Source organism: Paenibacillus thiaminolyticus, from assembly GCF_007066085.1.
Taxonomy (GTDB): domain Bacteria; phylum Bacillota; class Bacilli; order Paenibacillales; family Paenibacillaceae; genus Paenibacillus_B; species Paenibacillus_B thiaminolyticus.
Genome location: NZ_CP041405.1, coordinates 6,065,490 through 6,078,748, shown reverse-complemented (window position 1 = coordinate 6,078,748; position 13,259 = coordinate 6,065,490). Strand labels below are relative to the sequence as shown.

Here is a 13,259-nt window from a genome sequence, read left to right as displayed (position 1 = left end):
GCCCCGCCTGTCTTATTGATTTACATATTTCGAGGCATCCTCCACCGCCCGGTCGAGCACCGTCTTCGCCTCCTGGCCGAGCATGACCGAATCAATCGCCGTCGACAAATAGCGGTTGACCAGCTTCCAGTTCTTGTTGAGCAGGAAGGACGGGGTCATGTCAGACCGTTCCAGCATCCGGTAGAATGCCGCATAGAGCGGATCCTGATCGAATTGCTTCTCCTGAACGATGCTCTTGCGGATCGGCAGATCGGAATTGCTGCGCATCTTTATCGCTTCGTTCGAGATGAAGTACTTGGTGAACTCCCAGGCGAGTTCCTTCTGCTTCGACTGCTTCGCGACCGAGACAGCACTCAAGGCGACGATGCCCTTGACCGGCTTGCCCGGGAATGCCGGCATCTCGACCGTGCCGAAATCGACCTTCGCTTCCTTGAAGCCGTCCAGCGGCCAGACGCCGCTCTCCCACATCGCGATTTTGCCGGCCTTGAACACATCTTCCCCGCTCATCTGATTTTTGCCGCCGACCAGTGTAGCCGCCTTATCCTTCAGCAGGTCGCCGAACAGTTGAATCGCGCCCGCCGTCTCGGGCCCGTTCATGAACCCGTCGATCTGGCTGCCGTCCTCGCTGACGAAGCTGCCGCCGTTGCTCCAGACGATGCCCTGCAGATCGTAAGGGTCGTTCGTCGCCCGCAGGCCGAAGCCATACTGCTTCTTCTCCGGGTGGGACAGCTTCTTCGCGATGTCCTTGAACTCGTCCCAGGTCCATCCGTCCTGCGGATACGGAATTCCCGCCTCGTCGAACAGCTTCTTGTTGTAATACATCGCTCTCGTCGTGAAGCCGCTCGGCAGCCCGTACGTCTGGCCGTCGACTTTCACATAATGGAACAGGCTGTCGTAGATATCATCCAGACCGAGATTCTCGTCCTTCTTCATGTACTCGTCCAGCGGCTCCAGATTGGCATGATACGTCGGGAAATCCCACATCAGCATCACGTCGGGCGGATTGCCCGCACCGAACGAGGCCGCCAGCTTCTGATCGAAGCCGTCGGCGTAAGGCTCTACCTGCACTTTCACGCCGGGATGCGCCTTCTCGAACGCCTTGGCGATATCCTCCTGCACCTTCAGACTATCCCCGGTATCCCAGGTCGCGAAGCGAAGCACCTTCTGTTCACCGGCCTTCCCGCCTTCTCCGGAATCCGAAGCGCCGCATCCCCCAAGCGCAATGGCAAGCATCGCGGCCAGCACCGCTGTCAACAAGCGTTTCTTCGTCATGTGTCCTCCCCCTGATTCGATAATCTCGTCTTCTAACTAGAGGTAGTTCAAAAAGTCCGCTTTTGATCACGAAGTGATACCGGCCTTTTTGAACACGTCTTTCAAGCTATCTCCACTTTAGAAAAAATAAAGCGTTTTCAAAACTGCTTGCTGTCAGGCGCCAGGGGGCATTTTGTTCGTATGGCGCCCTATTCGCCCTCCACGGGTCAAGATGACTTGCGCGATTCGCCTTTCTGTTCGGCCCGGTATTGCGAAGGCGTGACTCCGCAGCAGCGCTTGAACCATTTGCTTACATATTTGCCGTCGATCATGCCGATGCGCTCGGCGATGTCCTGCAAGGTCAGATCCGTCGATGACAGCAGCTCCATCGCGGCATCGAGCCGCATCCGGTACAAAAAGGACAGGAAGCTCTCGCCGACGGTCTTTTTGAACAGCATGCTGAAATGACTGCGGCTCAACCCGACGCGGCGGGCGATGTCGCTGGCCGACCACGGCTCGCTCAAATCCCCGGCGACGAGACGGACCGCCTCGCTGATCGTCTCCGGCCAAGTATGCGGCTGCAGGCCGTAGCGCCGCTCCAGCTCCGACTCGCGGTGCAGCTTCAAGAGAGCCTCCAGCCACTCGTCCAGCCCCTGAAGAGGTCCGAGGCGATGCCAATGAAGCGAGGCATGCCGCTGCTTCTCATCGTTCAATATCCGCTCCATCCGCTCCCCGGTCCCGGCGCCGACCGTGTAGTAGCGCCGGCCCGCTCCGCACGGCAGCGCGGCGCATGGCTGCGGCAAGTGCGCCTCCAGCCCGCTCCACGGGTTCGCCGCTTCCTCCGCCTTCGCGGCATAGACCGTGCAGGGCAGGCGCAGCCTCCAGGCATGCCAGCGCCGCTCCAGCTCGGCCCGGAAGCCGCAATCGAAGCCGGACAGCCACGCATAGAAGGCGGCCTCCCAGCCGGCGGCGTCGCTCTCGGGCTGCGGCTCCGGATCCGCTTCCAGCTCCGCCTGGAATTTGCGCAAAAAGTAGTCGAGCTCGCTATCCTCGAACGCCGTCTTCAGCAAATAGCCGGAAGCGCCAATCCGAATGCCCTGCTGGGCATATTCGAAATCGCGATGGCAGCTCAGCAGCAGGATTTTGGCCTGCGGCGACTCCGCCTTAATCCGCTCGGCCAAGGCGATCCCGTCCATTTCCGGCATGACGATATCGGTAATGATGACCTCCGGCCGATGCTGCAGGAAGGCTTCCCAGCCCCGCGCCCCATTCGGCACATCCGCGACGACCGTCATATTGTACCGAGCCCAATCCACGGTAGCCATCAATCCTTTGCGGACAATGCTTTCGTCGTCGGCAATCAGCACTTTAATCGGCTTCATCTGATCCATGAAGATTCCCCTCCTGTCGTGTCGGCCAGCGCAGCATCATATCGGTTCCGCGCCCAGGCTCCGAATGCACCGTTAATCCGTATTCCGGGCCAAAATGCAGCTTGAACTTCCGATCAACGTTGTAAACGCCAATGCCCCGCTTCTTCCGCCGATCCGATGCTTCGCCCAGCAGTGCCAGCCTGCGCTCCTCGCTCATGCCCTTGCCGTCGTCGGACAGCGTCAGCACGAGATCATTTCCCTGCTCCGCGATCGTCAAGCGAATGACTCCCCGCCCATCCTCGAACGCATGGAAAAAAATATTTTCGAACAGCGGCTGCAGCGTCATGCGCGGCATCACATAATCGAGCAGGGACGTGTCGATATCCGTCTCATAACGGAACTCATGCTCATAGCGAAGACGCTGGATCTCCAGGAAATGATCGATCACGGTCAGCTCCCGCCGTACCGTAACCAGCTCCTGAGCAAGATCGAGCCCGCCCTCCAGCACCATCGTCAGATGATACAGCATGCGGCGAATCTCCTCATTCCCCTCCAGCCGGGCCTTCCATTGAATCGAATTCAAGGTGTTGAACAAGAGATGCGGATGAATCTGATAGTGGAACGCCCGCAGCTCTGCTTCTTTTTTCAGCTTCTCCTTGACCGTAATCTGCTCGACCAGCTCTTCAAGCTGTCCGGCCATCCGGTTGAAGCTGTGGGCAAGCACGCTCAGCTCGTCCTCGCCGCGCACGGTCAGGCGAGTGCCGAACTTGCCGCTGCCGGCCAGCAGCATCGATTCCTTCAATCGCTTGATTCGCTTCGTCACGGTCGAGGAGAACAAATAACCGAGCAGCAAGGCCAGCAGCACCGAGAGCACGAACCCGATTGCCGTATAGGATCGGATGACGTCAGTCGACTGATAGAACAGGCCATGCGGCATCCGGGCTTCGATCATCCAGTCGTTCGCAGCCAGCTTCGTATTCCATATCATATCATCCGGCTTGGCGGCATCCGCCGCCGCCGTGCGGTAGATCGTCCGTCCCCCGCCGTCCGTAATCGTCAGCATGGCACGCGTATCCTTTTCGAAGGAAGAGAACAGCGCGAACAAGTTATCCGCTTTCATTTCCAGCAGGATGCGCCCGTTCCGCAGCGGACCGCTCTGGTTGCGGATCGGGACAACCAGGCCGAGCACCCTCTCCTCCTTGTCCGCCTTCTTGTAATGGCGGGGCGTGTACAAGCCGGGCCAGTACTCGCCGTTGTAGTCGGACGGCATCGCCTGCCACCACGGCTCCGCGAACAGCAGGCTCGTATCGATGCTGTTCTCGCCATAGAAATAGCCGGATTCGGTCACGATGAAAATGCCCCGATCCTTGGCCGTCCGCAGCGCATTCAGCATATCTTCCAGCTCATATTGATCCTTCAGCTCCCCGTAAGTCGACGGGATCTCGGTATACAGCACCCGTCTGGCCGGATTCAGCAGATAAGACTGAATGTAACCTGCCATCAGCTGCAGACGATTCAGCTCGGTGTCCAATTGATGCTGAAGCTGGGTCACCGAATTCGAGCCGTAGCGCCCGAATTGCTCCTGCAGCAGCTCAGACGACTTGAAATAGGACAACAGGCCAAGCGTGAACAGCGGCAAGAGGGCCGCCCCAAGGAACAGCCCGACCAGCTTGACGCGCAGATTGCGCCGCGGCCAAGGGATGCGGGACAGGAACGGGATACGGGCCATAGACAATCCTCCTTCTGCGGTGTCGCGGCGATGTTGTAATGTGTGTCCTAACTATATCAAGGAAAGGACAAGGGAAAAAGACACACGATTTTCCTGCTGCAAAAGGCGTGTGTCCTTCCAAATCAAGCTTATCGCATCCTGTGGCTCAGGTACGGAAGAGGTGGCTCCCACCGCTCCAGACCAGCCTTGGCTGCTTCATACCTGCCTTGCCGCTTCAGATCTGCATTGCTGCTTCATACCTGCATTGCTGCTTCATACCTGCCTTGGCCTCCCCCTTCGCCTTGAAGTGAGCGGCCTCTCCCTCTATTCGCTGCGCGGCAGCGCATATTCATGGGCCAGCATGAGGAAGACGCTCGATGTCCACGTAAAGGCCCGGTCGCGCAGCCCTTCCCCTGTCAGCGCATCGAAGTTCTCCGCCATGCCGCTGCGGGCGGACATATCGCAGAAGCGGCGCGCCGCCTCGGCGGCCAGCTCTTCCTCGCCGCATCGGGCAAGGCCGTCGAGGAGCAGCATCATGACCGGGGCCCAGATCGGGCCGCGCCAATAGCCGTCCGGCTCATAGGCCGGGCTTCCGATGCTCTCCGTCGCGAAGCCGTGCGGCGTGAAGAAGCGCCGCTCATCCGCCAGCGCCTGCACGAGCGCCAAGCGGATCTCCTGCGGCAGCCGGCGCCCGAGCACGATCGGCAGGCACGCGATCAGGCTGTCCTCGCCGACCGGCTCATGCGTGCCGGTGCGCACGGCCGTCATGCGTCCGTCCCGCCAGCAATGCGCCAGCATCCGCTCCAGCGTCCGATCCGCCCGGCCCCTCCAGGCCGCCGCCTCTTCCGGATGCGCCAGCCGGCGGGCGATCTCGGCCAGCGCATCGCATTGCAGCACGAGATAAGCCCCCAGATCGGGGCTCTCCACGGCGCCCGCCTCGTGGAAAATCGTGCTGTTGTCCCAGCCGCTGTCATTGCCGTGGCTGTATTGCGGCATGCCGTCTCCGTCATCGTCGCCATACTGGAACCACCACTCGGTCCACCGGGAGAGCGGCCCGTACACCTCCTGGAGCTGCTCAGGGCCGATCCACTCGCTGCGCTCCATCATCCAGGACAGCGTCCAGCCGTGAATTGGCGGCTTGCAGCAGTTCCAGAGGGCATATTTGTCGTTCAAGAAGTCCGGCAGCACTCCGCTCTTGTCCTGGCGATCGAAGAAGATCATGAACTGATCCCACGCCAAGGCCGGCTGCTCGCGAATGAGCGCCATCGCGTTGAAGCAATGATCCCAGCTCCAGATGTTGGTCATCCAGTTCTTGGACATATACATCGCCGGCCGCGGCAAATACCCGTCCGCCGGAACGACGCAGGACCAGGTAATATAGGCGGCTAGCAGACGGCCCTCCTCATAGGCGGCCGGCACCGCCAGCGTCTTGCCGAGCCAAGCGGCGAACTCCGCCTCCACGTGCGCCACGCTGTCGGCGAACGGCGGAAGCGCGGCCGGCTTCTCCCATACCGTCCGGTACTCCTGGATGAGCAGCTCGGCGGCATCCGGGCCGTCCGGCTCCATAGCAGCGGCGATATACTCGCAGCGGGTTCTGCGCCAGGGCGCGTCCATCGACAGCGTCCCCTGCAAGGGCGTCAGCATGAAGCGCACCTCGTTGCGGAAATCATTGACCTCCCAGCGTCCCTCCGGCCGCGCCAGCGCATAATCGTAATCTCCTCCCGCCAAGGTCAGCCGCAGGCCGACATGCCGCGCGCGCAGGCGAATCCGATCGGACGCATCGATGCACAGCTCCGCCCGGCCTCCGTCTCCGCTCTCCAGCTCCAGCAATCCCGGCCTCCCGCGGGATGTGAAGGCCAGACTCTCCCCGTCCCGCACCAGCTCGATGCGGAATGCCGCTCCCACGGTCGTATCCCCGCCGCGGACGGTGCGAATATAGACGCCCTCCTCCTGTCCCGGACGCGCCGGCAGCCATGAGACCGCCAAAAAAGTGCCATAGCGGCTAAACGGCACCGTGCGTATATCAAATGCAAGCTTCATTCCTATATCCCCCTTCTGTCCAGCTATCCCACCGCAAGCAAACGCTTTCACAAGTAGAGAAGCTCTGCCTCTTCCCTCTTATCTTCTATTGTAGCGGGTACGGTCGCGCAGGACGGCGCCGGGCTGTGCGGACTTGGGGGGCGAGATGTCCGGCCGCGCGGCGCACTTCGTTCGTTTGTTCGGCGCGAGGGGTTATTTTGTCTTGTCCCGCCTGCTCCCGTTCCCGCGAAGCTCAAGCGCAAAAAAACAAGCCGGCGAATTGGCGCCGGCTTGCGGATCAGTTATGAATGGTAGCTTTGCTTGCTTTGCTTTCTACATAGGCAACCACATCCTGTACGGTAACATATTGGGCCGCGTCGATATCCTCGCTTGGGAACTCAAAATCAAATACTGTCTCTATAGCAACAATCATTTTAATAAAAGTGATGGAGTGAATGCCCAGGTCGGATAAATGAGAGTGCGGACCGATCTCTTCGAGGGGAAGCCCAATCTCTGCATTCGCTCTGATGATTGCCTTGATCTTGGAGAGGATATCCGCATCCTCCCCTGCTCGATCCGGTACATGCCCCTCGTTTGCAAGCTGTATTTTTTCAGGAAAAGGCAGCGCCTTTCTGTCTATTTTCCCGTTAAGCGTGTATGGCATGTGGTCCAACCGAATGAAGTAGGAAGGGATCATATAATCAGGCAGGCTGTGACTCAGGAACTCCCGTAACGCTCCCGGATGCAGTTCATGCTCGGCGATGACATAGGCACATAAATATTTATTATTTTCTTGATCCTCCCATGAAGCCACAGCGGCCTGTTGTATGTACGGATGTTCCATCAAGGCGCCTTCCACTTCTTCTACTTCGATCCGGTGCCCTCTTATTTTCACTTGATTATCGATTCTTCCGAGGTATTGCAGATTGCCATCCGGCAGCAGCTTCACCCGATCCCCGGTCTTGTACATTCGTTCGCCGGGAACGAATGGATTCGGGACAAACCGCTCCGCCGTAAGCTCCGGCCGATGTGCATATCCTCTCGCCAGGCCGCTTCCTCCGATGCACAGCTCCCCTTCTTCCCCGGCGGGGACAGGATAGTTGCTCTCATCCATAATATACACTTGCGTATTCAGGATAGGCTTGCCGATATCTATATCGTTTTTCGCGGTGGCATCGCTCACCGTAGACCATATTGTGGTCTCTGTCGGGCCATACAGATTATAAATTTTAGCGCTCGTCTTCCTTCGCATAGGGTCCAATAACGATTGGGGGAAGGCTTCCCCGCCGATCATGATTTCCTTCAAGCCTCGCAGACATTCGAACGGCTCATTATCACAGCTTGCTAACAGCCGCATCATAGATGGGGTGGCTTGCAGCATATCAATGTCGTGATGCCGGATAAAATCAGCCAGCAATCTCGGATTTTTTTGCATCTCCTCATCAGCCATCACGACGGTCAACCCTCTGGTCAAAGGAAGCAGCGCTTCCAGCACAAAAATATCAAATGAGATTGTCGTTAAGGCGAGGATCTTCTTGCCTTCCGAGAAATCAATCACTTCGGCCATCCCATTAAAAAAATTGACAACCGACTTGTGCTCGATCATGACGCCCTTTGCCTGGCCTGTCGAACCTGATGTATAGATGATATAAGCCAAATCATCCGCTGCCGGTTCTACGCATTCATTTTCGTTGTACTCAGGGTTAGCCGTGTATAGCTCATCAATGTATAGCACTTTGACATGTTCCCCTGCCGCCTCCAGCCCTGAATGGGTTAATAAGAAGGAGGCACGGCTATCGGTCAGCATATCATTCTTCCGTCGTTCCGGGTATTCCGGATCAATGGGAAGATATGCGGCCCCAACCTTGAGAATGGCCAGCATGCCGGCAATCACGTCAATCGATCTTCCCATCGTGAGGGCCACGATGTCTTGCTTTCTCACCTTTTCTATTCGTAAACCGGCGGCAAGCGAATTCACTTTATTCGATAATTCAGCGTATGACATCGTTTCATCCTTGCAGGTAATGGCCGTATAGTGAGGAACTCTGCGGGCCATTTCCTCGAATAAGCTATATATGGTTTTATTTATCAGGCCATTTCGCATATGTTCTGTTTTACCGAATAACAAGACATCCACCTCACTTCCATTTTACCAAGATTAGCCTGTTCGTGAACTACCTCCACCTACGCTTTGCTTGGAGGCGGGGGCTTCGGGTGTTCTTAAAAACACCGTCTGCTCTCTCGTAATTCCCAGCGTATCTCTAACCATCCTGCACAGCACGCTTCGCAGCCCGCATTCCACATATCGCTCCACGCCGGCGAGATGCATATTCTCCAAGGTGTGCACCCATAAGACGGGGGAATACAGCTGTTGTACGATATTTACTTTAATTTGATCCGCCTTGGTCTCCATTTCGCCGGTCACATTCATATAGACGGGGATGATTGGATCAGCAAATGGGACGCTTTGTATTTCTTCCTTATAAACGGCCGCGGCAGGCTCCATCAGCTTGCAATGAAAGGGCCGATTCACGCGGATAGGCATCACTTTGGCTCCGAATTCGTTCGCAATCTGGCTGAAAGCCTCAAGCCCTTTCCTGTTTCCGGCTATAGTCACCTGCTTTTTGGAACTGTAATTCGCCACTTGTACATAGCCGCTGTGAATATGGGAGCACATCATAGCGCACATCTCTGCCGGCAGATTCACGGCCGCCATACTATAAGAGCCCTCCCGCAGCACGGAATGGGAGGCTTCGACCAATCGCTTGACCAACCCGAACGAATTGCGTACAGATACGACTTGCGCCGCCGCCAAGGCGGCATATTCGCCAAGCGAGAAGCCGGCCACGGCCTGAAAAGAAAATCCTCTCTTGACCGCCAGCGTGAATGCGCATAAATCAATCGTCAGCATGCTGGGCAGAGAATAGATTTCATGCTGAAAGGTCTCTTCTTCTCCGTAAAAACATAATTCCGCCATATCGTAGCCCATCACTTCGCTGGCGATGGTAAATAAGCGGCGGCAATCTTCATCTGCCTCATAAAACTCCTGTCCCATCCCGATATATTGGGACCCCTGTCCGCCAAAGAGACATGCGGTCTTCATTCTATTGGTCATTGCGCTTCCACCCCTTATTCATGAAGGTTGGCTTTCCAAGCTCCGGTAAAATTCGGCTTGCGTCGTATACAAGGTATAATATTCGCCCTGCTCCCGCATTAATTGCTCATGGTTCCCCAATTCAACCAGTTCTCCCGCTCTCATGACCGCAATACGATGGCAGAACCGGCAGCTGGACATGCGATGTGAAATATAAACCGTTGTTTTATCCTTGGTTAAGCCAGCAAAATTAGAATAAATGTCATATTCGCCCTTTGGCGAGAGCATTGCCGTCGGTTCATCCAAAATAATGAACGGAGAATTTTTATACAATGCCCGGGCGATAGCGAGCTTTTGCTGCTGCCCGCCTGATAACTCGATTCCTTCCTGGGTAAAGAGACGGCCGAGCTCGGTATGTATGCCCTGCGGCAGCTGATCGATCGTGTTGCCAAGACCCAGACTACTTATACTCTCGGAAACGTCTGCTTCCTTAGCCTCGCAATCAAACACGATATTTTCGCGCAATGAAAATTGTAAAATATTGAAGTCTTGAAACACGGCCGTGACCAATTTCATATAAGAGTCGAAGCGAATTCGGTTGATATCGATCCCATTCATCAAGATTTGTCCTTTTGACGGTTGATACAACCGCAACAGCAGCTTGATCAGCGTTGTTTTGCCCGCGCCATTTTCACCAACAATGGCTAATTTTTCATGCGGCAATATCGTAAGATTCAAATTTTTAATCGTATAGTGCTCTTGCTGCGGATATTTAAACCATACATTAATCAATTCGATTTCGAGCTGTTCCGCATCCAATTCGATCCCTGCAGCCTCCGTGTCCGCGGGATCCGGTTCATGAGAAGACACGGTGTGCACATAATGAAAATAGGCGGACAGATGCATGCCGGCTTTTTGGAGGGAAATGATGCAGGATGAGATGCCGGATAAAGCGGATGCAAAGACGCCTAGACTGCTTATGTAAACGACAACCTCCGCTAATGAGATAACTTCTGTAAAGGCGAGCCAGCCGATAAACAAATAGACCGATCCATTCACGATAACCTGCAATGTATTAGAAACGATGCCCATGATTGTAAATGAATTGACTGCTTTCGTTACATCCTTTTTCATATGATGGAAATAGTAATTCATCTTATCGACAATCCATTGCCCCAGCTGGTTGATTCTCATTTCCTTGGCGTACGCAAAATCAGTGGATAGCTCTTGAAAATAACCGATGCGGCGTCCGATATTGACGAGAGAATGGCTCCATACATTGAATTCCTTATCTGCCGCAATCGTATTTAAGATGACGCTTACCACATAGGTCAGCAGCAGGATGGCGAAAATAGAGGGTTCCAGCGTGACCAGGATACCGATGACGCCAACAAACTGAAAGGTGTTGGAGATGAGCTGTTTGGAATCGATAATCGTGTTTTTTAAATCCATGAAATGGGCTTGCCCCGGATAAAAAATTTCCATCGCCTTTTGTCTGTCGTCCATGATTTGGGGATCTTCGATTTGGTGGTAGGATAATGACATCGTTTTTCGATTGATTTCTTGCAGGAACATGGTTTTAAAATGGAGTATTTTCTTCTGCTCGTATGTCCAAAACACGCCATCTATGGCGCGCAGCGTCAATTCGATAAGACACATCAGCAGGATATAGAGAAGCGCATGCGTCCATCTTGCGCTTGCCGTCAACTCATCCACGATGAGTTTTAAGAAAATGATGCTGTTAAAAGGGTGTACCGCTTTGACAGCAATGATGAACACCGTATTCACAATGTACATTTTATCCAATTTCCATATCTTGCTGTAGAGACGAAAAATATTATGGAAATACATGGTTAGTTCTTTGGCTCTATCCAGTAATGTCCCCAATCCGTTTCCCTCCAGGCAACCTTCCATTCTCTACACTGATTCCTTATAATACTGCGACTGTATTTCATACATCTCTTTATAGAGACCGTTGCGGAGAATCAGTTCATTGTGGGTTCCGTATTCTGCGATTTCCCCGTCATCCAACACGCAAATCTTGTCGCTGATCGATGAACTGCTCAAACGATGGGATATAAAAATGGTGGTCTTGTTTTTAATCAATTGTGAAAAGCGAAGATACATCTCATTTTCCGCGATGGGAGACAAGCTGGCGCTTGGTTCATCCAAAATGATGACAGGGCTCTGCTTATACATGGCCCGGCAAAACGCGATTCGCTGCGCTTGTCCTCCGGATAGCTCCACCCCGTCCCGGTCGAACCTTCTTGATAACACCGTTCTTTCCTGATGGGGAAGCGATTGAATTTTGGCCGCTAGATTATTTTGTTCCAATAAGGAATGAACCGCAGCATCTTGTTCTTCTGCCTCTTTAAACGTAATATTTTCGTAGACGCTGACGGCAAATATTTTATAGTCTTGAAATACAGTGGCTAATACATTCATGTAGCTGTCATAATCATAATCTTTGATATTCACGCCGTTATACAGGATGGCTCCGGACGTTACATCATACAGCCGCATCAACAGCTTGATAAGCGTTGTCTTCCCTGCCCCGTTTTCGCCTACAATAACAAGACATTCGCCTGGTTCTATCGTCAAATTTATATTTTTCAAAATCATTCTCGGATCGTTGGGGTAGTGAAAAGACACGTTGACGAATTCAAATTTCCCTGGCGGTTCTCCCGCTTCGATCACTATTTGTTGTGAATGATCTCGCAGGTCGCTTTGGCGTCGGAGAAAAACAAAGAAATCATTGATATAATGATTGATCGTGTAGAGATTGATCATATGGTCAAATAGGGCGCGAAAGCTGTCGCTGAATTGTCTTACCGCATTCACTAACACAACAAAATTACCTATGGTGAGTCCCCTGAAAATGACGGAATACACGAGCGTAACCAAGATGGCGATTTCTTGGGCCACATTAATGCCTATATTCAGGAGCAGCCCTTTTCGTTCATTTTTATTGATTTTGTCGAATAACGAAAAAAATTCTTTTCTGTTTTCGTCCCCTTTGCGGGTGACGAAGTTTTCAAGGCTGAATAATCGAACCTCCTTCGCGAATTTCAATTCGGCAGCAAGCTGGATAATATAGCGCCACTTTCGGTCAACAGGCAATGACTCTCTATGAATTTGATAGTTTTTGTTCTGAACTCGGATGCTGATGGCCGTATTCAGAATCGAGACCGCCAGCACAATGATAATGAGGAGTGGATTTGACAAGGTTGCTAAATACGTAATGAAGGTCAATTGCAGGAGAGCAACAAAAATGCCGTTGACCGCGGCCAAGTATTTTTCTAAATTATCGCCGTTTGCCAACACAAAGGAAGCTCGATTCATTTCCCGGATAATGGATTGATCCTCCGTATTTTTATAATCCATTTCGATTGATTTTTTGCAGAACATGGCCGTCAAGGGAACGAGCAGCCATTTGGAATGCAGTGTCGTTGCGCTTTTGGTATAGATTTGCGCATTCGTGATGATCAACTGGCAAGCCAGCATCAATAACGTAATATTCACGATATACAGCAATCCATAATGGAATTGAATCGCATCGAACAAATATTTAAAGTAAACAATGGTGATAAACGGGGCTATCGCATGACTGATGATGTAAAATAAGGAGATCAGGATGTAAAATCTATGGTGCAAAAAAATGATTGTAAACAAATTCATCAAATTTTTTAATATATTGAGTTGCACTTCTGTAGCCTCCTACGTCGCATATGCAGCAACCGGACAAGAGCAAAAGCTTGCGTGCGGCCGCCCCCGCAGATAATGCAGGGACTTCTTGCTCCCTGCATTATCTCCATGC

At 53.4% G+C, this 13,259-nt stretch carries 8 protein-coding genes; all 8 read right to left on the bottom strand.

What is annotated here, in order from left to right:
- Positions 1-12: 12 nt before the first annotated feature.
- Complete coding sequence (locus tag FLT43_RS26780; protein WP_087442947.1) at positions 13-1,272, bottom strand: ABC transporter substrate-binding protein; 1,260 nt, start codon at positions 1,270-1,272, stop codon at positions 13-15.
- A gap of 206 nt (positions 1,273-1,478) precedes the next feature.
- On the bottom strand, positions 1,479-2,642 hold the full coding sequence (locus FLT43_RS26775) for a response regulator (protein ID WP_087442946.1): 1,164 nt from the start codon (positions 2,640-2,642) through the stop codon (positions 1,479-1,481).
- Entirely contained in the window at positions 2,620-4,350 is a 1,731-nt protein-coding gene (locus tag FLT43_RS26770) for a cache domain-containing sensor histidine kinase (protein ID WP_087442945.1), read from the bottom strand. The genes FLT43_RS26775 and FLT43_RS26770 overlap by 23 nt, the downstream gene beginning before the upstream one ends.
- 303 nt (positions 4,351-4,653) lie before the next feature.
- Complete coding sequence (locus FLT43_RS26765) at positions 4,654-6,369, bottom strand: amylo-alpha-1,6-glucosidase (RefSeq protein WP_087442944.1); 1,716 nt, start codon at positions 6,367-6,369, stop codon at positions 4,654-4,656.
- Positions 6,370-6,646: 277 nt separating this feature from the next.
- Positions 6,647-8,404, bottom strand: a complete 1,758-nt coding sequence (locus tag FLT43_RS26760) for a non-ribosomal peptide synthetase (protein ID WP_255321604.1) — start codon at positions 8,402-8,404, stop codon at positions 6,647-6,649.
- Positions 8,405-8,506: 102 nt separating this feature from the next.
- A complete protein-coding gene (locus FLT43_RS26755; RefSeq protein WP_087442942.1) occupies positions 8,507-9,463 on the bottom strand; it encodes an ACP S-malonyltransferase in 957 nt (318 codons plus the stop codon).
- 18 nt (positions 9,464-9,481) lie between these two features.
- Complete coding sequence (locus FLT43_RS26750; protein ID WP_164776505.1) at positions 9,482-11,329, bottom strand: ABC transporter ATP-binding protein; 1,848 nt, start codon at positions 11,327-11,329, stop codon at positions 9,482-9,484.
- 30 nt (positions 11,330-11,359) lie between these two features.
- On the bottom strand, positions 11,360-13,147 hold the full coding sequence (locus tag FLT43_RS26745) for an ABC transporter ATP-binding protein (RefSeq protein WP_087442940.1): 1,788 nt from the start codon (positions 13,145-13,147) through the stop codon (positions 11,360-11,362).
- Positions 13,148-13,259 lie beyond the last annotated feature (112 nt).

Excerpts from the sequence above, each read along its gene's own strand:
- FLT43_RS26780 (WP_087442947.1), bottom strand. The coding sequence starts at position 1,272 with ATGACGAAGAAACGCTTGTTGACAGCGGTGCTGGCCGCGATGCTTGCC.
- FLT43_RS26775 (WP_087442946.1), bottom strand. The coding sequence starts at position 2,642 with ATGGATCAGATGAAGCCGATTAAAGTGCTGATTGCCGACGACGAAAGC.
- FLT43_RS26770 (WP_087442945.1), bottom strand. The coding sequence starts at position 4,350 with ATGGCCCGTATCCCGTTCCTGTCCCGCATCCCTTGGCCGCGGCGCAAT.
- FLT43_RS26765 (WP_087442944.1), bottom strand. The coding sequence starts at position 6,369 with ATGAAGCTTGCATTTGATATACGCACGGTGCCGTTTAGCCGCTATGGC.
- FLT43_RS26760 (WP_255321604.1), bottom strand. The coding sequence starts at position 8,404 with ATGGCCCGCAGAGTTCCTCACTATACGGCCATTACCTGCAAGGATGAA.
- FLT43_RS26755 (WP_087442942.1), bottom strand. The coding sequence starts at position 9,463 with ATGACCAATAGAATGAAGACCGCATGTCTCTTTGGCGGACAGGGGTCC.